Raw genomic sequence first — 26,546 nt, forward strand, 5'->3', positions numbered from 1 at the left:
CCGTGACCGTGGCCGCCCTCGTCCTCGACGACCTCGGGCTTGTCGACGACGGTCGACTCGGTCGTGAGGATCATCTTCGCGACGGACGCGGCGTTCACCACGGCCGAGCGAGTGACCTTGACCGGGTCGATGACGCCGTCGGCGACCAGGTCGCCGTACGTCAGCGTGGCGGCGTTGAAGCCGGTGCCGTCGTCCGCGTCGACGAGCTTGCCGACGACGACGGAACCGTCGATACCGGCGTTGCTCGCGATCCAGTACATCGGGGCCCGCAGCGCGAGGCGCACTGCCTCGACGCCGATGGCCTCGTCGCCCGTCAGACCGAGGTGGTCCTTCAGGCCGCGGCTGGCGTGCACGAGCGCGGCGCCTCCACCGGAGACGATGCCTTCCTCGACAGCTGCCTTGGCGGCGTTGACGGCGTCCTCCACGCGGAACTTGCGCTCCTTGAGGTCGGTCTCGGTGGCGGCACCGACCTTGATGACCGCGACTCCGCCGGCCAGCTTCGCCAGACGCTCCTCGAGCTTCTCGCGGTCCCAGTCGGACTCGGTCGCCTCGATCTCGCGACGGAGCTGTCCGACGCGGTCGGCGATGGCCTCCGCGGTGCCCGCACCCTCGACGATGGTGGTCTCGTCCTTGGTGACGACGACGCGGCGTGCGCTGCCGAGCAGGTCGAGGCCCGCATCCTTGAGGCTGAGGCCGATGTCGGAGTTGATGACGGTGGCACCGGTGACGATGGCGAGGTCCTCGAGGAACGCCTTGCGGCGGTCTCCGAAGAACGGCGCCTTCACCGCGACGGCCTTGACCGTCTTGCGGATCGAGTTCACGACGAGCGTGGACAGTGCCTCGCCCTCGATGTCCTCGGCGATGATGAGAACCGGTTTGCCCGACTCCGCGATCTTCTCCAGGAGCGGCAGGAAATCGGGAAGGGACGAGATCTTCTCGCGGTACAGCAGGATCTGCGCGTCCTCGAAGACCGCTTCCTGGCTGTCCGGATCGGTGACGAAGTACGGCGAGAGGTAGCCCTTGCCGAACTGCACGCCCTCGGTGATGACGAGTTCGGAGACGAGCGAGCTCGACTCCTCGACCGTCACGACACCGTCGGCGCCGACGCGGGTGAGCGCCTCGCCGACCATCTGGCCGATGACCTCGTCGCGGGACGACACGGTGGCGACCTGCGCGATGGACTTCTCGCCCTGCACGGGAACCGCGGCGGCGAGCAGTGCCTCGGACACGTGCTCGACGGCCTTGGTGATGCCGGCGCCGAGCGCGATGGGGTTGGCACCGGCGGCGACGTTCTTGAGACCCTGCTTGACCAGGGCCTGCGCCAGCACCGTCGCCGTCGTCGTGCCGTCACCGGCGACGTCGTTGGTCTTGGTGGCGACGCTCTTGACGAGCTGTGCGCCGAGGTTCTCGAAGGGGTCCTCGAGGTCGATCTCACGGGCGATGGACACGCCGTCGTTGGTGACGGTGGGACCACCGAAGGCCTTGGCCAGCACCACGTGCCGGCCGCGGGGCCCGAGGGTGACCTTGACGGCGTCGGCGAGCTTGTCGACGCCCCTCTCGAGGCTGCGTCGTGCAACCTCGTTGAATTCGATTTGCTTGGACATGTGGCCTACCAACTCCTCATCAGTACGGCGTGACGCATTCCGCCCCGGGTCCTCGAGACAAGGACACCGGGGCGGAGGGCGTGGGGCTTACTTGGAGATGACTGCCAGCACGTCGCGTGCGGACAGGATCAGGTACTCCTCGCCGGCGTACTTGATCTCGGTGCCGCCGTACTTGCTGTAGATGACGGTGTCACCCTCTTTGACGTCGACAGGGATGCGACTTCCCTTGTCGGTCACTCGGCCTTCACCCACGGCCACCACGGTGCCCTCCTGGGGCTTCTCCTTGGCGGTGTCGGGGATGACCAGGCCGGAGGCGGTCGTCGTCTCGGCCTCGACGGCCTGGACGAGGATCTTGTCCTCGAGCGGCTTGATGTTCACGCCTGCCACGATGAGCCCTCCACTTTCACGATTGTCGGTCCGGGGCTGGTCCCCGGCACGGATTGTGCTGGTGTTCGTCCTGCTGGGTACTGCTCTGGTTCACGACGCACGATTGCGGTGGCCCGTCGTCGCGGGTGCCGGGTCACTGAACCTGGCGTCGACTAGCACTCTATACACGCGAGTGCCAGCACTCAACCTTCACGAGTGCACATTCTCGTGTCGCGTCGAGGACGCCATCGCCTCGCGGACCAGAGGCGCGACCTCGCGGCCCAGAAGTTCGATGGAGCGCAGCACCGTCTCGTGGGGCAGCGTGCCGACGCTGATGCGTCAGACGGATGCGCTCGGTCCGCGCCGCGATCGCCGCGAGCACGACGGCGGGCGCGGACGCGGCGAAGTCCTCGCGGTGATGCTCACCGACGCCGTACACGTCCAGTCCCACCTCGTCGGCGAGCTGGGCCTCCTCGACCACCTCGCGCAGTCGTCGACCGTGGCCGCGCACCTCCCGGACTCCCTCCTCCGGGTAGGTCTCGGCGAAGGTGGTGATGCCGATCTCGACGCTCGCAGACACGGTGACGCGCCCCTTTCTCACTTTCGTGACGTCTCGTCATTGCACTGGTCAGGAAGGGGTTCGGTGTCCCTCCGCGGCCGGAACCAGCGCGGGATGTGCACTATTTCCGGCGGAGTTCGGTAACATTCGTATAACGGCAGCGTAGGAACGACCGCCCGAGGAGGTGCATGCACGTGTCGGACACACAGCAGGAGAGTGTGGTCCCCGAACCCACCATCGGGGTCTCGGCAGGATCCGAGGTGGTGTGCTGCGCCGTCCTCACCATTGCTCCCGACGGCACCGAAACCTTCGACTACCGCACCGTGACCGCCGAGGGCGCCCGCTCCGACATCGGTGACCTGGTCGCCACCTCGCTCGATCTCGCGTCCCACCACCTCGTCGACGACGACACCCGCCCCGCCACGTCGGGCGGACGTATCGCCGTGGCGCATCGCGGCGGCCTCGGGTCGCGGTCCATTCTGTCGGCGACCCGTCGTCATCACGTGACGGACGACCATCTGGTGACCGACACCGACGCTCTGCTGTGCTGGCTCCGGCACACCGGCGAGGTGGCGCGGTACGGCCACGTCCTGCTCGTCGACGTCGGCGCCTCGGGCACCACCACGACGGTGATCGATCAGGTCGACGGCACCGTGCGCGCGGTCCGGCGCACCGACGAGGTCAGCGGAGCCGTCCTCGACGCGCACCTCCTCGCCCTGACCGCCGAGAGGCTGCCCGCGGTCACCACCTCGGATCGTCCGGTGGTCGCGGCACGTCTGCGCACGGCCAAGGAGCAACTGTCCTTCCACGAGTCCGTCACCGTGGATCTGCCCGGAGCCGAGACGCTCACCGTGACTCGCGCCGAGATGGTCGTCGCCATCGCCGCACCGTTGGCTGCGCTGCGCGAGCTGGTTCTCGAGGTGCTCGACGAGGCCGGCCCGACCGCACGCCCCGAGGCGGCCGCCGTGGTCGGCGGCGGCGCCCACGTGCCCGCCGTGGTCGAGACCATCACCCACGCCGCCGACGTGCCCGCGGTGCCGACGCCCGAACCCGATGCCTCCGTGGCCAAGGGCGCAGCCCTGCTGGCCCGCGACCTCGGCCACTCGGTGCTGCCCGCGTCCACCCGGCCGCCCACCTCGATCGCCGGGGGCCTGCGTACGGTCGGGCTGCTCGCCGCGGCGTGCGCGGCCATGGCCGTCGTGCTCGCGTACGGCGTCCAGGCCCTGACCCCGTCGAGCGAGCCGGCCGTCACCACGGTGGCCACCTCGGAACTCCCGAACTCGACCACGGAGGAGACGGCCACCAGCGCGTCGGCACCCGAGGCGGCGCCGCCGGCTCTGACCGGTGGCTGGGAGGACGACGCTCCGGAGCCCACGGCCGCGGAACCGTGGCCGACGACCGACTACACCTACACCCCGGAGGTGCGTCCCTACCCGACGCGCTCGTCGTCACCGTCGGCCACGGCGACGACGACCGTGGCGCCGCCGACGTCCACCACCCCGACACTCCGCCCGGCTCCCGATCTTCCGGTCATCGTCCTGCCGGACGTTCCCGGCATCCCGCCGTGGTGGACGGACCTGACCAGTGTGCTGCCGACCCCGCCGGTGACGACGCCGGAGAGCACGCCCGAGTCCGGATCGACACCGGTGTCGCCCGCGCCCGGTGCCGTGGTGCCGGAGTCCGTGCTCCCCGAGGGCCTCGTTCCCGTACCGACCACGTCCGCTCCGGCGGTCACACCGTCGACTGCACCGCCCGCCTGACGGGCCGTCAGACGACCTGGCTGACCGAGACGGGCAGGCCCGGATCGGTCGCCGCCGTCAGTGGTGACGGCTCGGCTCCGGATGCAGCGATGTGCGCCCCGAGCGTGGCGATCATGACGCCGTTGTCGGTGCATCGACGCGGAGTGGGCACGCGCAACGTCACCCCGGCCGCGGCGCACCGCTCCTCGGCGAGCGATCGGATACGCGAGTTCGCAGTGGCACCGCCGCCCAGGACGAGGGTGCCGATCCCCCGGTCGGTCACAGCGCGCAGCGCCTTCATCGTCAGGACATCGGCGACGGCCTCCTGGAACGACGCGGCCACGTCGGCCACCACGATCGGACGGCCGGCGCGCTGCGCCGACTCGACGTGGCGAGCCACCGCGGTCTTGAGGCCGGAGAACGAGAAGTCGTAGCGGGAGTCGCGTGGTCCGGTCATGCCGCGAGGAAACGCGACGGCGCGCGGATCACCCTCTGCGGCGAGCGCGTCGAGCACGGGACCGCCGGGATACCCGAGTCCAAGGAGCCGGGCGACCTTGTCGAAGGCCTCTCCCGCCGCATCGTCGACGGTACTGCCCAGTTCGACGATCGGTTCGGCGAGGGAGGACACCTCGAGCAGGTGCGTGTGTCCGCCCGAGACCAGCAGCGCGACGCACTCCGGCATCGGGCCGTGCTCGAGGGTGTCCACCGCGACGTGACCACCGAGATGGTTGACCGCGTAGAACGGCACGTTCCACGCGGCCGCGTAGGCCTTCGCCGCCGCGACACCGACGAGGAGCGCTCCAGCGAGGCCCGGTCCGATGGTGACGGCGACGGCGTCCGGGCGACGAATACCCGCCTGCGCCAACGCTCGTCGCATCGTGGGCACGATGGCCTCGAGGTGTGCACGCGATGCGATCTCGGGGACGACACCACCGAAGCGGGCGTGCTCGTCGACACTGGACGCGACCTCGTCGGCGAGCATCTCGCACGTGCCGGTGCCCGACGCGTCTCCGGTGTAGCGGACGATGCCGACACCGGTCTCGTCGCACGAACTCTCGATCCCCATGACGATCACGGGTGACCACCTCTCGTAGTCGGGGCGGGCCTGGTCATGGTGTACGCGTCCGCACCGCTGGGCTGGTAGTAGCGGCGGCGCGTCCCGACGATGTCGAAGCCCGCCCGGCGGTACAACTCGATGGCCGGCTCGTTGTCGGTGCGCACCTCGAGGAACACCGGACCGCCGTGCAGGTCCGCCTCGTGCAGCAACGCGTCGAGCAGTGCCCTGCCGATACCGCGACGCTGCGCGGCGGGATCGACGCCGATGGTGTGGACCTCGGACTCGGTGTCCTCGCCCTTGCCCAGCAACGCGATCCCGGCGTACCCGACGGCCCGACCGTCGTCCTCTCGCACGACGAAGTACCGCACGTGCGGGCCGCGCAGTTCCTCGACGAAGGCCGATGCGGGCCAGGGCCCGTCGGTGGGGAACAGCACGGCCTCGAGCTCAGCGCACCGGTTCGCGTCCTCGACGCGCATCGGTTCGACCGTGCCGATCATGCGCGGGTCTTCGCCGCTCGATCGGCCGTCGCGACCGCGTCGGGACGCCGGAGATACTGCGGCACCAGCGCCGTCGGCTCCGCGCCGGAGCGCAGCGCCTGCGCGGCCACGGCGACGAGGCATTCCGGGGACGGACTCTCGACCGGTTCCACGGGCAGGTCCACCAGATCGACGTGCAGTGCCGATCCGGCCACCACCGTCGACTCCCCCACGACGATGTCCGCGGCGGGCGAGACGAACGGTCCGGCGACGCGCTCGGCGCCGCGGAACCGTGCCCAGTACACCTCCCGGCGACGCGCATCCGTGACGACGAGGACCTCGCGATCACCGGGCACGGCCGCGGCGATGGCATCGAGACTGCCGACACCGTGCACCGGGATGCCGAGGGCGTCACCGAAGGCGGCTCCCGTCGCCATGCCCACGCGCAGGCCGGTGAACGGCCCCGGTCCGGTGCCGACGACGACAGCGGACAGGTCGTCCGCGGTGATGCCGGCGTCGGCGAGGCACTCGAGGATGTGTGGGGTGAGAACTTCGGCGTGCTTACGGGCGTCGACGGTGACGCGCGTCGCGAGCGGCTGCGGGCCGGTGTCGTCGAGCCGCACCACCCCGGCCGTCACGGCGGGAGTGGAGGTGTCCACGGCGAGTATCAGCACGGGGATCCAGATTACCCGTGCTCACCCGATCCACTGCCACGTGGCGGTGCGGACGTCGGACTCCGGCTCGCGCCGCAGCCGGATCAGCAGGTGCCGGTCGGCGAGGGCCTCCGCGATGCCCTCGCCCCACTCCACGACGACGACGGAGTCCGCCAGCTCGGTGTCGAGGTCGAGGGCGTCGAGCTCGTCCATCGCCGAGGCACCGGTTCCGAGCCCCAGCCGGTAGGCGTCGACGTGCACGAGCCCGGGGCCGGTGTCCCCGCCGGCGCGGTGGGTGCGCGCGATCATGAACGTCGGCGAGCTCACGCGGCCGAGCACGCCGAGTCCGCGGGCGAGACCCTTCGTCAGCGTCGTCTTACCTGCGCCGAGGGGTCCGTCGAGCACCACGACGTCGCCCGCTTCGAGCTCCGCGGCGAGGCGCTCGCCCAGGAGCTCGGTGTCCTCGGCCGTCGAGAGGACGGCCTCCCCCTCGACCGGCACCGCGTCAGCCAACGGTTCGCCTCGTCGGTTCGGCGCGGACCCGTCCGTCGCGTGCACGCTGTACCAGACGGTCCAGGGCGTCGTTCACCTCGTCGGGGAACTCGAGCTGCACCAGGTGACCGGCGCGGCGGACCCGGACCATCTCGGCGTGCGGGAGCGCGTCGGCCAGCTGCTCCGACTTGTCGAACGGGATGACCCAGTCGTCGTCGCCGCACAGCACCAGGGTCGCCGTGTCCGCGATGACGGGCAGCGCCTCCAGTTCGTCGTGCAGCTCGAGCGCCTGGAGAAAGTTGACCATCGTCACCACCGAGGTGTCGTGGATCATCTGCTCGGCGAACGCCTCGAGGGCGGGACTGACCGCGGTGCCGAACGACGCCGCGCGCAGCACCGGGGCGATGACCCCGCGCACGACACCGCGGCCGAACTGGACCGCACCCGGAGCGGTCCGCACCGCGAGCCGGAACGCGTCGACGGCCGGATTCTGGAGGTTCCGTCCGAGACCGGTACGCGCGAGACCCGCTGCGGTGGTGGACATCAGCGCGACTCCGACGACCCGCTCGGCCACCGCGTCGGGGAACTGGCGAGTGGCCGCGAGCACCGACATGCCGCCCATCGAGTGGCCCACCAGCACCAGCGGCCCACGCGGTGCGACGGCCCGGATCACGTCGGCGAGATCGATGCCGAGGCGGGCGATGTCGCACTCGTCCGGCGAGACGTCGCCGGATCGGCCGTGACCGCGCTGGTCGTAGAACACCATCCGCACGTCGTCGCCCCACCGGCGGGCGAGCTCGCGACGCTGGTAGTGCCAGCACTCCATGCGCAGGCAGTATCCGTGCACGAACACCACGGTCAGCGGCGCCTCGAGTGGACCGACCTCGCGCACCGCCAGCGGCACTCCGTCTCCGCTGGCGACGACGCACCCGCGATCGAACTCCATCGACTCGAAGTCCTCACGCCGACCGGCGTCGGGCACCGGCGGGCCCACCCGGCGCCGCACCGCCGTGATGCCGGCCACGGCGGCCACGGCCGCGATACTCGCTGCGCCCCCGGCCATTCCGGCGAGACGGGCGCTGATCACGAGACCCCTCCGGCGAACGTCCGTCGTACTCGACCGCGGATACCGGTCACCACCTCGTAGTTGATCGTGTCGAGCGTCTCCGCCCAGTCCTGGGCCGTGGGCTCCCCGTGGTCGCCCGGTCCGAAGAGGTACGCGGTGTCCCCCTCGGCGACGTCGGGGCGGCCGGGTCCGAGGTCGACGACGATCTGGTCCATGCACACCCGGCCCACCGCCGGATACCGCACGCCGTGGATCGACACCTCGTATCGGTTCTTCAGCGCACGCGTGATGCCGTCGGCGTAGCCCACGGGCAGCAACGCCACCGTCGTGTCGACGGGAGCGATCCACTCGTGGCCGTAGGAGACGCCATCGCCGGCAGCCACCCGCTTGAGCAGGATCACCGTGGCGCGCAGCGTCATCACGGGGCGCAGTCCGAACCATCCGAGATCGGGTGCCGGGGACAGGCCGTACAGCGCGATGCCCGGTCGGACCATGTCGTAGGCCAGGTCGGGGCGGGTCAGGGCACCGGCGGAATTGGCGATGTGCCGTACCTCGGGTGCCACGCCGGCTCGGGCCATCGCGTCCGCGGCGGCGTCGAAGCGCTCCTTCTGCCGGTCGTTGATCGGATCGCCGGGTACGTCCGCATCGACCAGGTGGGAGAACAGGCCGCGCACGCGCAGCGCGCCACCACGCTGCTCCGCGACCAGGGCGTCGACGGCCGCGTCGAACTCGTCCGCACCCACCCCGTTGCGATTCATGCCGGTGTCGACCTTGAGGGACACCACGGCGGGACGGCCGACACGGCGTGCGGCGTCGCCCACCTCCGCAATCTGACGGGGCGAGGACACGCCGATCTCGACGTCCGAGTCGATCAGTCCCGTGAAGTCGGTGCCGGGGGCGTGCAACCAGCACAGCACCGGCGCCGTGAGACCCGCGGTGCGCAGTCCGAGCGCCTCCGCAGCCGTGGCGACACCGAGTTCGCGAGCACCGGCCGCGAGCGCCGCCCGAGCGACCTCCACTCCGCCGTGGTTGTAGCCGTCCGCCTTGACGACGGCCATCACCGCAGCATCGCCGGCGTGCTCGATCAGGATGCGGGTGTTGTGCGCGACGGCGTCCAGATCGATCAGCGCCTCGGCCTGCGGGCGAGAAGTCGGAGCCGGTGCGACCGGACTCGTCGGCACCTCCTGCGCGCTGTTCACCGGCGTCATTCTGCCATCGACACCCCGCACCGACGTGCGGTGGCGGGTGTCAGGCCTGTGCGCGGAGGTCGCCGACCGCGTCCGGAACGGCGCAGAGCAGCGGTGAGGCGGAGATGGGAGCAGCGGTTCGCCGACCTCGATCGGTGGCGGCGAGCGCGGCCGCCCGCGAGTGCGCACGAGCGCCCATGACGGCGGCGGTGCGGGCCGGTACGCCCGCCGCGAGGAGCGCTCCGATCATGCCGGACAGCACGTCGCCGGACCCGGCCGTCGAGGACCAGGACGACCCCGCGTCGTCGACGGAGACGGTGCCGTCGGGATCCGCGATCACCGTCGCTCGCCCCTTGAGCAGCACAGTCACGTTCCAGTCGGCCGCGAGGGCGCGGACGGACCGGACGCGATCGGGTCCGGGCGCGGACCCGGTGAGTCGCTCGAACTCTCCCGCGTGCGGTGTCAGCACGGTCGCCGACGACCGTCCGCGCACCAGCTCGGGTCGCCGCGACAGCACGGTCAGTCCGTCGGCGTCGACGAGGACCGGGACGTCGGACTCCAGGACGGAGCGCAGCCGGTCGGCCGCATCGTCGTCGGTGCCGAAGCCGGGCCCTACCACCCAGGCCTGTACACGTCCCGCCTCGTCGACCGAACGGGCGGTGACCACCTCCGGGTAGTGGTGCACCACCTCGGCGCCGCCCTGCCCGACGTAGCGGACCATGCCGGACGTCGCCGCCACCGCAGCGCCCGTGCACAGCACGCCCGCGCCGGGATACTTCTCGCTGCCCGCCATGATGCCGGTGACGCCCTGGGAGTACTTGTCGTCCGCGGGTCCGGGTACCGGCCACGCGCGGCCCACCTCGACGTCGTCGGGAGACGTGATCGTCGCGGCGGCCGGGACGAGGCCGATGTCGATCAGGTGCAGCTCGCCGCACCACGCGCTCGCGAGCACGTGCACCGGCTTGTAGGCGCCGAACGCCACCGTCACGGCGGCACGGACGGCGGGACCGTCGACGTCGCCCGTGTCCGGGTCGACACCCGACGGCAGGTCCGCAGCCACGACGGGGGCGGTGAGTCCGTCGACGATCGCGGCCGCGTCCGGTCGGAGCGATCCCCGCGCGGACAGGCCGACGATGCCGTCGATCACCAGATCGGGGTCGCCGGCCAGCGTCACCACACGTCCCGTGGCGGCCCGGAACGCCGCCAGTGCGGCGGGGTGGGCGCGATCGGGGCGGAGCAGCAGTGCCTCCACGGCAACGCCGCGCCGCCGTAGTTCGGCGCCGGCGAACAGCGCGTCGCCGCCGTTGTCCCCGGATCCGGCGAGAACGAGCACCCGTCTGCCGACCACCCCGCCGGTGCGGGCCCGGAGTTCACGAGCGACGACCGTCGCCAGTCCGTGGGCCGCGCGGCGCATCGCCGCGTACTCGGGCAGTCGGGCCAGCAGCGGGGCTTCCGCCGCTCGCACCTCGTCGGCGGTGTGGAAGTGACGCATGCGTCCCACGGTAGCGCCGACAGGCCACGATGCACGGCAGGTCTACCGTGGGAATCATGGCTCGCCTGACAACACTCGCGGCGACGATCGGAGTCACTGCCGCACTGGCACTGTCGCTCACATCGTGCACCGAGGACGCCCCCACCGCCGAACGTCCGACCGGGCCGAACGTCGTCACGGTCGCCGCGATGGCCTACTCCCCTGCCAGCGTCACCATCTCGCCCGGCGACACCGTCACGTGGTTCTTCGACGACACCGGTGTCGCGCACAACGTGATCGGCATCGACGCGGCGTCCCGTCTGCTGCACAGCCCGATGATCTCGTCGGGTCAGTTCAGTCAGACGTTCGACGACCCCGGCACGTACCCGTACTTCTGCTCGGTGCACCCGAACATGACGGGCACCGTCATCGTCCGAGAGAGCTGATCACTCGACGGTGACCGACTTCGCGAGGTTGCGCGGCTTGTCCACGTCGTAGCCGCGCGCCTGCGCGACCTCGGCGGCGAACACCTGCAGCGGCACCGTCGACAGCAGCGGCTGCAGCAGTGACGGCGCGGCCGGGATCTCGATGAGGTGATCGGCGAACGGCCGCACCGTCTCGTCGCCCTCCTCGGCGATCACGACGGTCCGGGCGCCGCGCGCCTGGATCTCGCGGATGTTGCTGAGCATCTTCGAGTGCAGCACCGCTCGGCCCTTCGGCGACGGCATCACGACGATCACGGGCAGGTCGTCCTCGATGAGGGCGATCGGACCGTGCTTGAGCTCGCCGGCGGCGAAGCCCTCGGCGTGCATGTACGCGAGCTCCTTGAGCTTGAGCGCACCTTCGAGGGCGACCGGGTAACCGACGTGGCGACCCAGGAACAGCACCGTCGGTGACGACGCCAACTCGCGGGCCAGAGCGCGAACGGGCTCGACCGTCTCGAGCACCTTCCTCACCAGGTCCGGCATGGCCTCGAGATCCGCGTACTCCCGTGCGACCTCGTCCGGGTACTTGGTACCGCGAGCCTGCGCCAACGCCAGACCGACCAGGTAGTTGGCCGTCACCTGGGCGAGGAACGCCTTGGTCGACGCGACACCGATCTCCGGTCCCGCCCGCGTGTAGAGCACCGCGTCGGCCTCGCGCGGGATCTGGGAACCGTTGGTGTTGCAGACGGCCAGGACTCGGGCCTTCTGCTCCTTCGCGTGCCGGACCGCCTCCAGCGTGTCGGCGGTCTCGCCCGACTGGGAGATGGCCACCACGAGTGTCGAGCGGTCGAGAACGGGGTCGCGGTAACGGAACTCGCTGGCCAGCTCCACCTCCACGGGGAGGCGCGTCCAGTGCTCGATCGCGTATTTCGCCAGCAGCCCCGAGTGGTACGCGCTGCCGCACGCGACGACGAACACCTTGTCGACGTCGCGCAGCTCCTGATCCGACAGTCGCTGCTCGTCGAGGACGATGCGACCGTCGGTGAAGTGTCCGAGGAGGGTGTCCGCGACCGCCGCGGGCTGCTCCTGGATCTCCTTCAACATGAAGTAGTCGTGACCGCCCTTCTCGGCGGCGGCGAGGTCCCAGTCGATGCGGAACGGACGCCCCTCGGCCTCGGACCCGTCGAAGTTCATGACGTCGTAGCCGTCGGCGGTGATCACCACGACCTGGTCCTGCCCGAGCTCGACCGCGTCGCGCGTGTGCTCGATGAAGGCGGCGACATCGGACCCGACGAACATCTCGCCCTCGCCGACGCCGACGACCAACGGGGTGGAGCGACGGGCCGCGACGATGGTGTCGGGGTGATCGACGTGGGTGAACACGAGCGTGAAGGCGCCTTCGAGGCGCTGCAGCACCGCGAGGGCGCTCTGGACGAAGTCTCCGGCCGTGGGGCCCTCGTCGTAGGCAGCGGCAACCAGATGGACGGCCACCTCGGTGTCGGTGTCCGACTCGAACTCGACGCCTGCGTTCTCGAGTTCGGCGCGCAGCGGCGCGAAGTTCTCGATGATGCCGTTGTGCACGACGGCGACGCGGTCGGCGCGGTCGCGGTGCGGGTGGGCGTTGCGATCGGTGGGCCGTCCGTGGGTGGCCCACCGGGTGTGGCCGATCCCGCTGGTGCCGACGAAGGTGTCCCGCCCGAGTTCGTCCAGTTCGGCCTCGAGGTTCGCCAGTTTTCCGGCCTTGCGCTCGACGGCCATTCCCCCGGACCCGTCCAGGACGGCGATGCCGGCCGAGTCGTATCCGCGGTACTCCATCCGGCGCAACGCCTCCACCACCACCGGTAGCGCTCGACGATGTCCGACGTACCCGACGATTCCGCACATGGGACGACAGCCTACTTCGGCGCGGACGGCGCTCCGGCCGCCCGCACGTCGACGGCATGGCGAACTGCCGCGTCGACTACGGTCAGTGCTGTGCCGAAGACGCAGAAGTTGGTCGCCGACCTGACCAAGCGGGGTCCCCATCGCGTGCTGCGCGGTGACCTCGCTCTCGCGGGCCTGCCCGGTGTGATCTACACGCCCAGTGAGGGCACGGGACTGCCGGCGATCGCCTTCGCGCACGGCTGGATGACCGGCGCCTCGCACTACGACTCCACGCTGCGGCACCTCGCGTCGTGGGGCATCGTCGTCGTCGCGCCGAACACGCAGCGCGGACCGGTGCCCTCCCACAGTGCCCTGGCGCAGGATCTCCTCGTCGCGCTCGACGTGTGCACCGGCATCCGTCTCGGCACCGGCGACATCAGCGTGCACCCCGCCAAGCTCGGCCTGGTGGGCCATTCCATGGGCGCGGGCGCCGCGGTGATCGCCGCGGCTCAGCGATCGGACGTCGCCGCTCTCGGTGCGCTCTATCCGGCGCCCACCTCTCCGCGCGCCCTGTCGCCCGGCATCGCCGACGCGGTCACGGCGCCCGCTCTGGTTCTCGGCAGTCCCTCCGAACTGAACTCCCTCACCGCGGAGCCCGTCGCGCTCGCCGATGCGCTCGGTGGCCCCACCCTGCTCCGCGTGATCGACAAGTCGGAAGGTGACGGCATGGTCGAGGGCCGGAAGCTGCTCAGCTTCCTCGGCGTCGGCAACGCCCAGCCGAAGACTCGGCGCTCGGTGCAGGCACTGCTCACCGGCTTCCTCCTGCACCGCCTCGCGGGCGACGACACGTACTCCGACTTCTCCGATCCCGACGCCGTCGTCAAGGGCACCGAGGTGGTCGACCCGAACGCGCCGACCGCGGACGCCCCCAAGAAGGTCAGCGCGATCCGTCAGCTGAGCCACCTCGCCGGTCGCTGAGGCGCCGCCGGCGGAGCCTCGTCGCCGGCCACCGCCTCTGTGGGCGATCGCAGGATCACTCCGGCGCGACGCGGCGCCACCCGCGCGGCCTCCGAGCGCTTCCGAGCCTCCTCGTCGATGGCCGCGAGGCGGGTCCGCACACGTCGCGTCGCCCGCCGGTGCTCCCGCACGACGGCGTCGATGATGTCCGCGGTGTTCTGCGAGTTCACAGCGGACCGGCTTCCGCGATCTCGGGTCGCGCCGGCTCGCCGACCGTCGCTGCCTCACCGCTCGGGTCCGTGTCCGGTTGCAGCACACCGGGTTCCGTGACACCGCCGGATTCCGCAGCAGCGGGAACGCAGTCCGGTGGCGCGACGACCGGTGGTGCGACGACCGGGGCCTCGACGACCGGGGCCTCGACGACCGGGCGCCCTTGATCCGCTGCCTCCTGTTCGACTGCCTCCTGATGCGGCTCGTCCCGTTCCGCTGTGTCCGGGGTCTCGGACGACGGCTCCGACGGCTGTTCAGATTGCGGCGCCGCCTCGTCCATCACCTCGGTGAGGACGGGCAGTCCGAGAGGCCCGGCAGCGAGAGCGAAGTGGTGGGACTCCCCCGCCGCGTCGTGGGTGCGGATGTCCACGGCCCCGTCCGCGCCGAGGGCGACACTCACCCCGCGACCGTCGAGCTCCGCCTCGAGGTGACCGCGCTCGACGTTCTCGGCAGGCGCAGTCAGCGCCGCCTCCGGTGAGATCTGCGCCTCGGCGGGCGGTGGGTCGCACGGCGCCGCAGTCGACACCACCTCGGTCACCGTGTCCCGCACCGCCCGACCGATCAGTTCGGCGAGCGGTGAGCGATCCTCGACGGGAGCGACAGGCAGCGTCGTGGGCGGCTCCGCGACCACAGGAGAGGGCGCGACGGCGAGCGACGGCGGCTCTGGTGCAGCGGCCGGCGCCGTCACCGACGCCGGCGCGGTCGCTGCAGCCGGCGCGGTGCCTTCCGCCGGCACACACTCGCACGCGTCGTCCTCGACGGACCGGTGACCACTCGGCCACGGCGAGCCGTCGATGTCCGCCGCAGCGGCGCAGAGTGCCGCGTAGATCTCGGACACGGCGGTCTCCGTCGAGGTGCACAGTTCCTCGAATGCGGCCACACGCTCGGTCATCGCGGGCACGAACACGGTGTCCAACCACTCTCGGCATCGGGCTGCGACCGGTTCGAGGACCTCGGCCTGCCGCCGGCCGGGATCCGACGCGGACAGCAGCATCGCCTCGAGGCCCGGGAACACCGAGGCCAGCGTCCGCACCGCGTCGGGTGCGGATGCACCTCCGGCTCCGGCGATGGTGGCCGCGACCTGGGCTGCATCGCGACCGCCCACGTGGTCGGTGCGGAACGCGGAGGCGGCGATCGACTTGTCCTCGACGATCGCGTGCAACCCCGCCGACGCGGAGGCCATCGCTGAACCGATCGCCTCGAGCTGATCGGCGTGGCCGGCCGACCTCGCGCACTGCCGTCGAAGGAGGTCGAGCGCGGCGTCGGCGGCATCTCCCGACCAGGCCTGCCCCAACGACTCCGCTGCGTCGGACTGACGCCCGATCTCCGCGCGCGCCTCGGCCGCCGCGGCGCCGAGCCGGTCGGCGTCAGCCCGGAGAGCCTCGGTGTCGAGTCCGCGTTGCTCGTCGTAGCGAGCGCAGAGCGCGACGTGGGTCGTGGTCATCGGCGCGCCGCTCGCTCCGACCAGCGGGAGGAACGTCGCGAAGAACGTCAGGCCCTCACTCCCGAGATCCAGCAGACCATCGATCGTCGGCGGCACCGGTGCGGTCACCGGTCACCTCGCTGTGCCGGCACACCCGGCGCCGCGACGCGCAGGGCGGTGACATCGTCGAGCGACACCGAGCCGTCGATCGACGCCCGCAGGGCGGCCGAGGTCGCAGCGGTAGCGTCCGACCAGGACCTCAGGCCCTCCGACAGCCGCCCGAGGCTGTCCTGCAGGGCGGCCGCCTCCGCCCGGTGGTTCCGGCCCGCCGACTCGACACCGAACAGACCGCCCACACCGCGCTCGGCGGACACTCGTACGGCTGTCGCGGACTCCTCGAGGGCCGCGATCGCCGCCCGGGCTGCCCCCTCGTCCAGCGTCGTTCCGCCTCGCGACGTTCCACTGGCCATGTCGTCCCTTCCGAAGTGATGCTCGAGAGCGCGATCCCCACAGATCAGACGCACCGCCGCTCCCCCGCGTTCCCGCGAAACGGCAGCCGTCGGTGGGCACGGCCGGTAGGACCGGTAACCTCCGAATTCACAGGTGAGTAACACACACTTCGGCGATCAGGGAGCCCCATGCGCATCGGTATGCAATTGAACTACTCGGGCGGGTTCAGCGAGACGGTCGAGGAGGTCGGGGCCCTGGAGAAGGCGGGAATGGACATCGCGTTCATTCCCGAGGCGTACTCGTTCGACGCGGTGAGCCAGATCGGCTTCCTCGCGGCGAAGACCTCGACGATCCAGCTGGCATCGGGCATCTTCCAGATCTACACCCGCACGCCGTCGCTGCTCGCGATGACTGCCGCCGGTCTCGACTACGTCTCCGGCGGACGATTCGTGATGGGTATCGGCGCGTCCGGCCCCCAGGTGATCGAGGGATTCCACGGCGTCAAGTACGACGCCCCGCTCGGCCGCACCCGCGAGATCATCGAGATCTGCCGCCAGGTGTGGCGCCGCGAGAAGGTGCAGTTCGAGGGCAAGTACTACCAGATTCCGCTGCCCGCCGATCAGGGCACGGGTCTGGGCAAGCCGCTCAAGCTCATCAATCATCCTGTGCGAGCCGACATTCCGATCGTCATCGCGTCACTCGGACCCAAGAACGTCGCGCTCACCGCCGAGCTGGCCCAGGGCTGGGAGCCGATCTTCTTCCATCCGGAGAAGGCCGAGTCGGTGTGGGGCGAGTCGCTCGCGGCCGGTAAGGCGAAGCGCGACCCGTCTCTGGGTGAGCTGGACGTCTACGCCAGCCCCGCCGTGGCCATCGGCGACGACGCCGACCAGTTCCTTCCGTGGATCAAGCCCCAGCTCGCGCTCTACATCGGTGGCATGGGCGCCAAGGGCAAGAACTTCTACAACGACCTCGCGGTGCGGTACGGGTACGAGGCGGAGGCAGAGAAGATCCAGGACCTCTACCTGGCCGGCAAGAAGGAGGAGGCCACGGCCGCCGTTCCCGACGAGCTGGTCCGGTCGATCTCGCTGATCGGCACCGAGAGCTACGTCAAGGAGCGCCTCGCCGCCTTCGAGTCCGCGGGTGTGACCACACTGAACATCCACCCCATCGCAGCCGACACCGCTGGCCGCGTGGGTCAGGTGGAGCAGCTCAAGGCCCTCATCGGCTGACGGGCCGAGACGTCAGCCGACGGCGCCGACCACATCCGCGATGTGGTCGGCGAGCCGGCGGGCGGTGTCTGCAGTGTCCGCTTCCACCATCACGCGGACGAGCTGCTCGGTTCCCGAGGGACGCAACAGCACTCGCCCCTCTCGTCCGAGCTCGTCCTCTGCACGGGTCACCGCGTCCTGCACGAGCGGAGCCGACGTCGCGGCGGACTTGTCCTGCACGGGCACGTTGATCAGCACCTGGGGCAGCGTGCGCATGACGGACGCGAGGTCCTCGAGGGTGCGTCCCGTCTCGGCCATCCTGGCCATGATCTGCAGGCCCGTCAGCACACCGTCACCGGTGGTGCCGAAGGCGGGCAGGACGATGTGCCCCGACTGCTCACCGCCGAGTCCGTAATTGCCGGCGCGCAGTTCTTCGAGAACGTAGCGATCGCCGACAGCGGTGGTGCGCACCGTGATTCCGGCGTCACGCATCGCGATGTGCAGTCCGAGATTGCTCATGACGGTGGCGACCAGCGTGTCGTCGGGAAGCTCGCCGCGCTGGTGCATCGCGATAGCGAGGATCGCCATGATCGCGTCCCCGTCGACCACGGCGCCGCTCGCGTCCACTGCGAGACAGCGGTCCGCGTCGCCGTCGTGGGCGAGTCCGAGGTCTGCGCCGTGCTCGACGACGGCCTTCTGCACCACGTCGAGGTGAGTGGACCCGCATCCGTCGTTGATGTTGAGGCCGTCCGGGTCTGCGTTGATGGCGATCACGGTCGCACCCGCGGCGCGGTAGGCGTCCGGCGCGGCGGTCGAGGCGGCTCCGTGAGCGCAGTCCACGACGACGGTGATGCCGTCGAGGCGTCGGGTGACGATGGTCGCGAGATGGCTCTCGTAGCGGGCGAGGGCGTCCGGGGCCTGTCGCACGCGGCCGATGGCGGCACCGACGGGGCCCGTGGCGGGCGCGTCGAGCAACGCTTCGATGCGGTCCTCCTGGTCGTCGTCCAACTTGTGGCCGCCGGCCGCGAAGAATTTGATGCCGTTGTCGGGCATCGCGTTGTGCGATGCGGAGATCATGACGCCGAGCTGCGCGTCGTAGTCGTCGGTCAAGTAGGCCAGGGCCGGGGTGGGGACGACACCGACCGTGAGGACGTCGACTCCGGCGGAGGACAGACCGGCCACGATCGCGGCTTCGAGCATCTCGCCGCTCGCGCGCGGGTCCCGTCCGACCACGGCCAGGGGGCGGGTGGTCGACGAGGCGACCTCGCCGAGCACCGCTGCGGCGGCACGGCCGAGTCGTAGTGCGAGGTCTGCCGTCACCTCCTCGTTCGCCAGTCCCCGAACTCCGTCGGTACCGAACAACCGGGCCATGACAGTTACCTCTTCCGAGCAGGTGGAGCGAATGCAGGTGCCGTGACACGAAGCAGGCGCCCGCGGCGGTCCGAGGACCAGCCGGAGCGCCTGCTTCTCCAGAAGTGCTGAGATCAGCGCTTCGAGTACTGCGATGCCTTACGAGCCTTCTTCAGGCCGTACTTCTTGCGCTCCACGGCACGCGGGTCACGCGTGAGGAAGCCGGCCTTCTTGAGGGCGGGGCGATCGTCCGGGGTGACCTCGATGAGGGCACGGGCGATGGCGAGACGCAGGGCGCCTGCCTGGCCGGACGGGCCACCACCGTGCAGGAGGGCGACGATGTCGAAGCCGTCCGCACGCTCGACGGTGACGAACGGGGACTTGATGAGCTGCTGGTGCACCTTGTTGGGGAAGTAGTCCTCGAGGGTGCGGCCGTTGAGCTTGAAGTCGCCCGAGCCGGGGGTCATGCGCACGCGCACGACGGCTTCCTTACGACGACCGACCGTGGTGACGGGGCGATCGATGTAGATGGCGGGACGAGCGGCGGCCTCGATGTCGGCGACGACCTCGGGCTCCTCGACGGAGACGAACTCGTCGGCGATCTCGACGGAGTCACCGATGGGGACGGTCTCTTCGGCCGTCTCGGTCACGACGTTCTCTTCGGGAGCGGTCACTGGGACACCTGCTTGATCTCGTACGGGACGGGCTGCTGAGCCGTGTGGGGGTGATCGGGACCTGCGTAGACCTTGAGCTTGCCGGCGATCTGGTTGCCGAGCTTGGTCTTGGGGATCATGCCCTTGATGGCCTTCTCCACGACGCGGTCGGGGTTCTTGTCCAGAACCTCACCGATGCTGCGCGCACGGAGACCGCCCGGGAAGCCCGAGTGGTGGTAGTGGAACTTGTCGGTCCGCTTGTTGCCGCTGATCGCGACCTTCTCAGCGTTGATGACGATGACGAAGTCTCCGCCGTCGAGGTTGGGGGAATACGTGGGCTTGTGCTTGCCACGCAGCAGAGTTGCTGCCTGGACTGCGAGGCGGCCGAGAACGACGTCGGTGGCGTCGATCACGTGCCAGGTCCGGGTGACATCCCCGGCCTTTTGGCTGTACGTGGACACAGAACTTCCTTGTCTCATCGCTGATGGTGCTGGCCAGGCGCGTGGTCGATCGTCTCGGCGGCCAGTGGAGACCCGAGGGACCGGTATCGGTCGTGCATGACGACTCGATGTACCGAACGCCAACGGTGTACCTTACCGGCCCACGTACTGGCAGGTCAAAACCCCTCGACCGTCATCGCCGACGAGAGGTGCACTCGATGCAGCGGCGAGCAGTCGGCAGCACCTCGAGGCGGGGGTCGGAGATCGCCCCGCCGCACACCTCGCACTGTCCGTAGGTGCCGCGCTCGATCCGCATCTCCGCGTCGTCGAGTTCGCGCAGTTCCTCCCGCGCCTCTCTCGACATCGATGCGATGGCGGCGCGCTCGAACGCGATGGTCGACCCCTCGGGATCGTGCTCGTCGTCGTCCGTGGTCCACCGGGACCCTTCGACGATGGCCTGGTGCTGTCGTGCGAGCGACACGATGCGGGCCTCGGTGAGCGCACGTTCCGCCGCGACCCGGCTGCGGGCGATCGCCCGAGCCGCGTGGTCGCGGTCGCTCGGGTCGGTGACGGGCTGATCCGGCTGTGTCATGACGACGTCCAGTATCCGCCCCGCGCCGACCGGAGTCGTACGGACCGTCGGAGATGGGCAACCGGACACCCCCCACGCCCCGGTTGCCCACCTCGTCCGTGATCAGGCGAACATTCCCCGGTTCGCCGCCTCGCGTGCCTGCATGTCGGCGTTGCCCTGACCGACGGCACTGCCGACCGCCTCGAGAACCTGATTGAGCTCCAGGGCCGCCGAGTCCCACTGGCGCTGCTTGTCCTGGTACGACTCCGACGCCGTGCCTTCCCATTCCGCCACCAGCGGCGAGATGATCTGGCGCAGTTCGTCGAGCTTGCTGTTGAGAGTGGCCTGCTTCGCGTCGATCTGAGCAGTGACCTGGTCGATGGCACCGAACACGTATCTCATGGTGAACGTCCTTCCTGACGTGAGTGATGGGCAGATCGGATGATCGGCGGGTCAGAGGTTGAGCGAACCGCCCGCGGCGGTGACGGTGCGCGTGTTGTCGTCGTCGGCAGCGCCGTAGGCGGTCCCGCTCGACTTGATGGCGTCCCCGATCGAACCCAGCGCGAGTTGCAACTTGTTCGCGCTGCCGTCCCAGCTGGTCATGACGTTCTGGAACGCGATCGCCGCCGCGCCTTCCCAACTCCCTCCGACGGCCTGGACGTCGCCACGCAGCTGGTCCAGCAGCGCCTTGATCTCGAGCGTCAGCTGGTCCACCTTCCCTGCGGTGACGTGCATCGTCTCGACGGTGGTCTTCATCTGCGACATGGTCTCTCGATCCCCCTCGGTGTGGTCCGGGCCGGTACCCGGAACTTCCCCTGCACCTCTTTCGACGCGACGACTCGGCGAACGGTTCCGTCTCCGCCACCGCGTCACCCGACGACGAGGGACGCGAGGACCGCGGTGCAGACCTCCGCCATCACAGGGTTCGCGGCCTCGGTGCTCTGACAGCCGAGACTCGTCTGCTCCCCCGGTGACACGATCACCGTCCACGCCACCGTCGAGCCGTCGGACGCCTTCTCGGTGTAGACGAGCGCGGGACGATCGGATACGTCCGACCGTCGATCGAGCCCGCCGAGTCGATCGGGTGCGGCGTCGACCCCGGCCGACAGGGTGGCCTGCACGTCGGGTAGTCCGACGCCCACACCGAGTTCGCGGACCACCAGCACCAGTCGCATGCCGGCGGGTGCGTCGGGACGGATCTCGACCCGCTCCGTACCCGGCTCGACATGCCACCCCACCGGCACGATCAGGTGTGTTCCGGCGATCGAGAAGTCGGTACCGGCGGGGGCGCTCGTCGTCGTCGCGGCGGCCGGCTCGGTGGTGGGCGCGGTGGGTCGAGTGGGCCCGGCCGGGACCATGGACGGTTCTGCGGCTCGTGGTCGCTCCGTCGCAGGCGCGGGCGACTGTCCGCTGGTCAGTGCCGCGACGCCGATGCTGACGCACACCACCGCGGTCGCCACCGCTGCCACCAGGACCGGCCGTCGGGTCGTGCGCCGACGGTCCACGGCCGCCGCGGCGGCTCGTTCGGCCAGCCACGCGCCCGTCCTGCCGGGCGTGAGCTCGGCCGGTACGGACGATGTGACGGGCGGAACCGGGAGGGGGCTCGCGCCCGCGCTCGGGACCACGGCTGCCGCCATCTCCTCGTCGTCCACCGTCACCACCGTCAGATCGCTCATCTCGTCGAGTACGGCTCGCGGCAAGGTGTCACTCGCGCCGTGCACGACGAGTCGGCAGGCCGGCGCGGCAGCGAGAACTCCGTCCACCGCGGCACGAGTGCGCGACACCGTCAGCTCGTCGTCCCCTCCGATCGTGGGGTCGGTCAGAACACAGTCCACGACGTCGCTGCTGAGGGCCGTACTCACCACGGTCGAGACCGTGGTGCGGTGCGGTGTGCGGTCGAGAACCACTGTTCGGCAGCGTGATCCACCGCACGGGCAGGGCCGGGCCGACTGCGCCGCGTCCCGCGCGACAAGCGCCGACGACACGAGGAGGACGTCACGCGCGAGGGGTCGCGCGGCCGCGGTGAGGACGCTGCAGCGCACGGCTCCCCAGTGCGGTGGGTGCACCAGCACCAGGTCGTGGTCCCCACCGTGCACCCCCGCATCGCGCAGAGCGTCGGTGAACATCTCGGACACCATCGTCGACACCTCGACCTCGCGTCCGTCGGCGAGAGTGACGACGCGGTCGTCGATGTGGCCGAGGACGTCCACGGACGCGGAACCGTCTGCGGGAGTTCTCGACAGCACCCCGAACCGTGAACACCACACCGCGTCCACGGTCGTGACGAGCCCGACGGGCGACGTCACCGCTCGTCCGGCGCGGTCTCGCACAGCGCGGTCTGCACCAGTGTCGCCGTTCCGCGCCCGACCAGCACACCGCGTCCGGGTGGGAGTTCGGACGGACGGACGGAGCCGAGCAGGACGCCCTCCTCTCGGCTCCCGCTCATGACCAGTCCCGGTGATGCCAGGTCCTTGAGCCTCGCGAGGACCGGTTCGTACAGTGCCCGAGCGGATCCGCCGCACCGACGTGCGACGACGAGATGCAGACCGACGTCCCGCGCCTGCGACAGCAGTTCCAGCAACTCGGTCAGCGGGTTTCCGTGCGGCGTGACAACGAGGTCGTAGTCGTCGACGACCACGACGATCTCGGGACCGGTCCACCAGGATCTCGCAGCGAGTTCGCGACGAGTGGTGTCCGGTCCCGGACGGCGGGCACGCAGGTAGGTCGCGAGTTCGGCGACCATCGTCGTGGCCTGCTCGGCCGTGGACGCGTGACCGGCGAGCCGATCGGACGGGATGTCGCCCAGCAGGGTTCGTCGGTAGTCGACGGCGAGGATTCTCAGCGACGTGGCGTCGTTGGCCTGCGCGAGCGAACGGCAGATCGATCGCAGCAGACTGGTCTTCCCGCAGCCCGAGTCGCCGAGGACGAGAAGGTGCGGATGCTCGGCCAGATCCAGAACGACCGGCGCGAGATCGTTCTCGTCGACACCCACCGGCACGGTGGCGACGAATGTCCCCGAGGCGGACGGTGGCCACCACGCCGACACGGACGACAGAAGGTCGTCACGCTCGAGTCGACGCGGCAACAGTCGCACCGGGGGCGTCGGTGCGTCACCCCGCCACCGGTGGACCGACTCGGCGATCGCGCGGTCGGTCCCGTGTCCGAGATCGTCCGTGTCGGCGATGCCGTCGACACGCGGGAGCGCGACGAGCAGATGCAACCCGTCCGGGGTGATACCTCGACCGGGCCGACGCGTCGGGACGTGCATCGCCCGTGCTCGGCCGATGTCCGAGTCCGACGGATCACCCATGCGCAGTTCGACTCTCGTGGTGACGGCATCCTTCACCGCGGGACGGAGCTCGGCCCACCGACTCGCGGCGAGGACGACGTGCACCCCGTAGGAGAGTCCGCTCGACACCAGCTGGTGCAGGGACGGTTCGAGGGCCTCGAACTCGGCTCGGATCGTGCTCCACCCGTCGACGACCAGAACGATGTCCGGCACCGGCGGTGCACTGTCTCCACCCGACTCTCGCCTGCGCCGCGCGTCGGCCATCGACCGGATCTCGCCGGTGCGGAACAACTCCTCGCGGCGTCGAACGGTTCCGACCACGTCGGCGACGATGCGTCGCACGGCGTCCGCCTCCGAGCGGACCGCGACGGATCCGACGTGAGGAAGGCCTACCAGCCGTCCGACGGATCCACCGCCGAAGTCCAGGACGTGGAACTGCACGTGGTGCGGGGAGTACCGCAGAGCCAGATCGAGGACGAGCGTGCAGAGCGCGGTGGACTTGCCGGACTGCGGTCCCCCGACGATCGCCACGTGCCCGGACGCACCGGTGAGGTCGAGTTCGAGTGCATCGCGTCGCTGGTCGTACGGCCGGTCGACCAGTGCGACCACGGCGCGCAGTGACCCCGCCGCGGCGGGCCGGTCACCGCCGAGCGCCGTGTCCGGTGACACCGAGTCGAGTGTGACGGGCCGGTCCAACGGCGGTAGCCACACCCGGTGTGCGGGACGCCCGTGACCGCGCACTCGCGCGACGACGGCGGAGAGGATGGTGCCGCCGTCCGACGACTCGGACGGAGACGGCGGTTCGCCCGCCGGTTCGAGGGCGGTCTCGTCGAGCAGCGGCACCGGCGCCGCCGTGAAGAGACGGGGCCCGGTCGAGCCTGCGCCGACCGAGAGCGCTGCGGGCTCGTCGCTCCGCAGACGGGGACCCGAGACGTACATCGCGGTGAAGCGCACCAGCTCGCTGGAGTCCGTTCTGAGGAACCCCACTCCCGGACCCCCGGTCACGTGATGCGCGTCGGCGACACCCAGAACCGATCGAGATTCGGAGGCCGAGAACGTCTTCAGACCGATGCGGTAGGAGAGATGACTGTCGAGTCCGCGCAGCCGACCCTCGTCGAGCCGCTGGCTCGCCAGCAACAGATGGATGTGCAGCGAGCGCCCGAGTCGCCCGATCGCGACGAAGAGCTCGGCGAACTCCGGGAACCGGGTCAGCAGTTCGGAGAACTCGTCGACGACGACGAAGAGCGCCGGTAGAGGCGCGAGTGCGGCACCACCCTCGCGCGCACGGGTGTAATCGGAGACGTTCGCGTAATTGCCGGCGGCCCTGAGCAGTTCCTGCCGTCGAGTCATCTCGCCCGCGAGCGCGTCGCGCATCCGCTCGACCATCTGCGCTTCCTCGGACAGATTGGTGATGACGGCCGCGACGTGAGGCGCCGATTCCAGTCCGAGAAACGTGGCCCCACCCTTGAAGTCGACGAGGACGAGATTCAGGACGTCGGGCGGGTGCGTCGCGACGAGTCCGAGCACCAGCGTCCGCAACAGTTCCGACTTTCCCGATCCCGTGGCGCCGATACAGAGTCCGTGCGGTCCCATACCCCCCTCGGCGGCCTCCTTCAGGTCGAGCTCGACGACGCGACCGTCGTCGTCGAGTCCGAACGGGACGCGCAGTCGCGACCGCCCGGAACGGGAGGACCAGGCGACGCCGGGGTCGAGACTGTCGGGAGACGTCATGCCGGGCAGGTGTTCCCATGCTCGGACGCGCGGGCCACCCTCCGCCCGCACGACGGTGTCGCCCGTCCGGAATCGAGCGAGTCCCCGCGCCACCACGGCGGCGGTGACCACGTCCACACCGTCCGCGGTACCGAACATCTCGACTCCGGCCGCGCTCCGTGCGCCGAGCGCAGGCCTGTCCGCGCCGTCGCCGACGACCAGGACGAGTGTGCGATCCGCGGTGCCGTCCCGGCCCGCACCGGACACGGTCAGGACCGTCACGTCCCCGCCCCTCGTCACGGTCTCCCATGTCTCGGTATCCTCGACACCGTCCTCGGCACCGCGATCCACGACCACGATGCGATGGGGCCGCGCACCGGTCGACGAGTCTGCCGCCGGGACGGCGAGGTCCCGCGCTGCCTCCGCCGGCGATCCGAAGGTCAGCCGCCGTCGCCCGCCACCGTCCGACGCGGTCTCGTCCCCGTGGTGCGGCAACCACTTCGTCCAGTCCCACGTCGCCGCGATGCAGTCGTCCACGACGACCACCACACTGATGTCGTCCGGACTGTGGAAAGTGCACGCCTGCAACACCATCGAGCGCACGAGCGCTCTCGCCGCCTCGACGGGGCCGTCGACACCGATCACGGAGAACGCGCGCAACGAGACCGCGGTGGGAAGGTCCGACACGATGGCATGGGTCCGGACGAACGAGCGCAGGAGGGCGGCCGACACCGGCTCGAGACCCTCGGGCGGACCCGTGTCGGGTGTGACGAGGCGAGTGGCGAGTCGTTGGTCGCCCACGCCCACCCGCAGATGGACGAAGTCGTCGTCTGTCGACCGCCTCTCCCACATGCGTGAGGTTCCGGCGAACGAGGACAGCGTCGACGGATCAGGATGGGAGAAGGCCAGTGCCTCGTGCTGCGCCGACGCCGTCGACCGGACCCGCTCGCGCATCGCACCGAGGTACGTCAGATAGTCCTTGCGCGATTCGTCGAGTTCGGCCGTCCGTGGCCCGCCTCCGCGGCCCCCACCGGCGAACATCCCCAGCATGGACACCACCATCATGGCCGGGAACAGCAGCGTCATCGGGTTGGCGGCCGCGCCCGACGTGATCAGGAGGGCAACCATGCCGACCATCGCGACCACCATGACCAGAGGCAGCATCTTCAGGAGCGGGTTCCCCGGGACCACCCGCGGAATCTCCGGTGGCGGCTCCATCTCGACGGTGCCGCCCGGCACCCGCGGCGCGTCCTCGCGCGGCGGTCGA

At 70.3% G+C, this 26,546-nt stretch carries 25 protein-coding genes and 1 pseudogene; 4 read left to right on the plus strand and 22 right to left on the minus strand.

Annotation, left to right across the window (positions count from 1 at the left end; all coding sequences use genetic code 11):
* The 3 genes and pseudogenes from groL to ASG69_RS23030 form a co-directional block, all read right to left on the minus strand.
* Positions 1-1,604: chaperonin GroEL (gene groL / locus ASG69_RS09325; RefSeq protein WP_056695754.1), on the minus strand; the 1,604-nt coding region annotated here is incomplete at its 3' end.
* A gap of 87 nt (positions 1,605-1,691) precedes the next feature.
* The gene (groES, locus tag ASG69_RS09330) at positions 1,692-1,991 is read right to left on the minus strand and encodes a co-chaperone GroES (protein ID WP_056442499.1); all 300 of its coding nucleotides are present in this window, start codon (positions 1,989-1,991) and stop codon (positions 1,692-1,694) included.
* Positions 1,992-2,307: 316 nt separating this feature from the next.
* Positions 2,308-2,481, minus strand: a pseudogene (locus ASG69_RS23030) (LLM class flavin-dependent oxidoreductase); the annotation flags it as partial.
* 242 nt (positions 2,482-2,723) lie between these two features.
* On the opposite strand from ASG69_RS23030, the gene ASG69_RS09340 reads away from it, so the two are divergent.
* Complete coding sequence (locus ASG69_RS09340) at positions 2,724-4,289, plus strand: Hsp70 family protein (RefSeq protein WP_162246746.1); 1,566 nt, start codon at positions 2,724-2,726, stop codon at positions 4,287-4,289.
* 7 nt (positions 4,290-4,296) lie between these two features.
* Here the strand turns inward: ASG69_RS09340 and tsaD are convergent, their stop codons facing one another.
* From tsaD to ASG69_RS09375, 7 genes are read right to left on the minus strand one after another with little or no spacing between them, the layout of a single operon-like run.
* A complete protein-coding gene (tsaD, locus tag ASG69_RS09345) occupies positions 4,297-5,343 on the minus strand; it encodes a tRNA (adenosine(37)-N6)-threonylcarbamoyltransferase complex transferase subunit TsaD (RefSeq protein WP_056442507.1) in 1,047 nt (348 codons plus the stop codon).
* Complete coding sequence (gene rimI / locus ASG69_RS09350) at positions 5,340-5,822, minus strand: ribosomal protein S18-alanine N-acetyltransferase (protein WP_056442509.1); 483 nt, start codon at positions 5,820-5,822, stop codon at positions 5,340-5,342. Before rimI ends, tsaD begins: the two co-directional genes overlap by 4 nt.
* The gene (gene tsaB / locus ASG69_RS09355; RefSeq protein ID WP_056442513.1) at positions 5,819-6,475 is read right to left on the minus strand and encodes a tRNA (adenosine(37)-N6)-threonylcarbamoyltransferase complex dimerization subunit type 1 TsaB; all 657 of its coding nucleotides are present in this window, start codon (positions 6,473-6,475) and stop codon (positions 5,819-5,821) included. Before tsaB ends, rimI begins: the two co-directional genes overlap by 4 nt.
* Positions 6,476-6,496: 21 nt before the next feature.
* Positions 6,497-6,967: a tRNA (adenosine(37)-N6)-threonylcarbamoyltransferase complex ATPase subunit type 1 TsaE gene (gene tsaE / locus ASG69_RS09360; RefSeq protein ID WP_051613037.1), complete on the minus strand. Its 471-nt coding sequence runs from the start codon at positions 6,965-6,967 to the stop codon at positions 6,497-6,499.
* A complete protein-coding gene (locus ASG69_RS09365) occupies positions 6,960-8,009 on the minus strand; it encodes an alpha/beta fold hydrolase (protein WP_027503799.1) in 1,050 nt (349 codons plus the stop codon). Before ASG69_RS09365 ends, tsaE begins: the two co-directional genes overlap by 8 nt.
* Before the next feature lie 20 nt (positions 8,010-8,029).
* Positions 8,030-9,220 (minus strand): alanine racemase, encoded by a 1,191-nt coding sequence (alr, locus tag ASG69_RS09370; RefSeq protein ID WP_056442515.1) that lies wholly within the window; start codon positions 9,218-9,220, stop codon positions 8,030-8,032.
* 40 nt (positions 9,221-9,260) lie between these two features.
* Positions 9,261-10,691 carry a bifunctional ADP-dependent NAD(P)H-hydrate dehydratase/NAD(P)H-hydrate epimerase gene (locus tag ASG69_RS09375; protein WP_056442627.1) on the minus strand — a complete coding sequence of 477 codons (1,431 nt, stop codon included), beginning with the start codon at positions 10,689-10,691 and terminating at the stop codon, positions 9,261-9,263.
* Positions 10,692-10,747: 56 nt separating this feature from the next.
* Between ASG69_RS09375 and ASG69_RS09380 the strand changes: the two genes are divergently transcribed.
* On the plus strand, positions 10,748-11,116 hold the full coding sequence (locus ASG69_RS09380; protein ID WP_037184149.1) for a plastocyanin/azurin family copper-binding protein: 369 nt from the start codon (positions 10,748-10,750) through the stop codon (positions 11,114-11,116).
* On the opposite strand, the gene glmS is transcribed toward ASG69_RS09380, so the two are convergent.
* Positions 11,117-12,979 (minus strand): glutamine--fructose-6-phosphate transaminase (isomerizing), encoded by a 1,863-nt coding sequence (gene glmS / locus ASG69_RS09385; protein ID WP_056442516.1) that lies wholly within the window; start codon positions 12,977-12,979, stop codon positions 11,117-11,119. It lies immediately after the preceding gene.
* Between the two features lie 90 nt (positions 12,980-13,069).
* On the opposite strand from glmS, the gene ASG69_RS09390 reads away from it, so the two are divergent.
* Positions 13,070-13,936, plus strand: coding sequence for a dienelactone hydrolase family protein (locus ASG69_RS09390; protein WP_027503804.1), 867 nt, complete (start codon positions 13,070-13,072; stop codon positions 13,934-13,936).
* Here the strand turns inward: ASG69_RS09390 and ASG69_RS09395 are convergent.
* From ASG69_RS09395 to ASG69_RS09405, 3 genes are read right to left on the minus strand one after another with little or no spacing between them, the layout of a single operon-like run.
* On the minus strand, positions 13,909-14,145 hold the full coding sequence (locus ASG69_RS09395; protein WP_056442520.1) for a hypothetical protein: 237 nt from the start codon (positions 14,143-14,145) through the stop codon (positions 13,909-13,911). The genes ASG69_RS09390 and ASG69_RS09395 overlap by 28 nt on opposite strands.
* On the minus strand, positions 14,142-15,737 hold the full coding sequence (locus ASG69_RS09400; protein WP_056442521.1) for a hypothetical protein: 1,596 nt from the start codon (positions 15,735-15,737) through the stop codon (positions 14,142-14,144). The genes ASG69_RS09395 and ASG69_RS09400 overlap by 4 nt, the downstream gene beginning before the upstream one ends.
* Entirely contained in the window at positions 15,734-16,078 is a 345-nt protein-coding gene (locus tag ASG69_RS09405; protein WP_156380484.1) for a hypothetical protein, read from the minus strand. Before ASG69_RS09405 ends, ASG69_RS09400 begins: the two co-directional genes overlap by 4 nt.
* 168 nt (positions 16,079-16,246) lie before the next feature.
* Between ASG69_RS09405 and ASG69_RS09410 the strand changes: the two genes are divergently transcribed.
* On the plus strand, positions 16,247-17,287 hold the full coding sequence (locus ASG69_RS09410) for an LLM class F420-dependent oxidoreductase (RefSeq protein WP_056442530.1): 1,041 nt from the start codon (positions 16,247-16,249) through the stop codon (positions 17,285-17,287).
* Positions 17,288-17,299: 12 nt separating this feature from the next.
* Here ASG69_RS09410 and glmM read toward each other — a convergent pair whose 3' ends face one another.
* The 8 genes from glmM to eccCa form a co-directional block, all read right to left on the minus strand.
* A complete protein-coding gene (glmM, locus tag ASG69_RS09415) occupies positions 17,300-18,637 on the minus strand; it encodes a phosphoglucosamine mutase (RefSeq protein WP_056442532.1) in 1,338 nt (445 codons plus the stop codon).
* 113 nt (positions 18,638-18,750) lie between these two features.
* Positions 18,751-19,236, minus strand: coding sequence for a 30S ribosomal protein S9 (gene rpsI, locus ASG69_RS09420; protein WP_371831715.1), 486 nt, complete (start codon positions 19,234-19,236; stop codon positions 18,751-18,753).
* A 50-nt stretch (positions 19,237-19,286) separates the two neighbouring features.
* Positions 19,287-19,730, minus strand: a complete 444-nt coding sequence (rplM, locus tag ASG69_RS09425; protein ID WP_027503810.1) for a 50S ribosomal protein L13 — start codon at positions 19,728-19,730, stop codon at positions 19,287-19,289.
* 172 nt (positions 19,731-19,902) lie between these two features.
* Positions 19,903-20,301 (minus strand): TraR/DksA family transcriptional regulator, encoded by a 399-nt coding sequence (locus ASG69_RS09430; protein ID WP_082544351.1) that lies wholly within the window; start codon positions 20,299-20,301, stop codon positions 19,903-19,905.
* 102 nt (positions 20,302-20,403) lie between these two features.
* Positions 20,404-20,682 (minus strand): WXG100 family type VII secretion target, encoded by a 279-nt coding sequence (locus tag ASG69_RS09435; RefSeq protein WP_027503812.1) that lies wholly within the window; start codon positions 20,680-20,682, stop codon positions 20,404-20,406.
* A 51-nt stretch (positions 20,683-20,733) separates the two neighbouring features.
* Positions 20,734-21,036 carry a WXG100 family type VII secretion target gene (locus ASG69_RS09440; protein WP_162246747.1) on the minus strand — a complete coding sequence of 101 codons (303 nt, stop codon included), beginning with the start codon at positions 21,034-21,036 and terminating at the stop codon, positions 20,734-20,736.
* Positions 21,037-21,149: 113 nt separating this feature from the next.
* Entirely contained in the window at positions 21,150-22,586 is a 1,437-nt protein-coding gene (locus tag ASG69_RS09445) for a type VII secretion-associated protein (RefSeq protein WP_156380485.1), read from the minus strand.
* Positions 22,583-26,497, minus strand: a complete 3,915-nt coding sequence (eccCa, locus tag ASG69_RS09450) for a type VII secretion protein EccCa (protein WP_056442633.1) — start codon at positions 26,495-26,497, stop codon at positions 22,583-22,585. The genes ASG69_RS09445 and eccCa overlap by 4 nt, the downstream gene beginning before the upstream one ends.
* Positions 26,498-26,546: the final 49 nt, after the last annotated feature.

Origin of the sequence: Rhodococcus sp. Leaf225, from assembly GCF_001426145.1 — a bacterium.
In the GTDB taxonomy this organism is placed as follows: Bacteria; Actinomycetota; Actinomycetes; order Mycobacteriales; family Mycobacteriaceae; genus Rhodococcoides.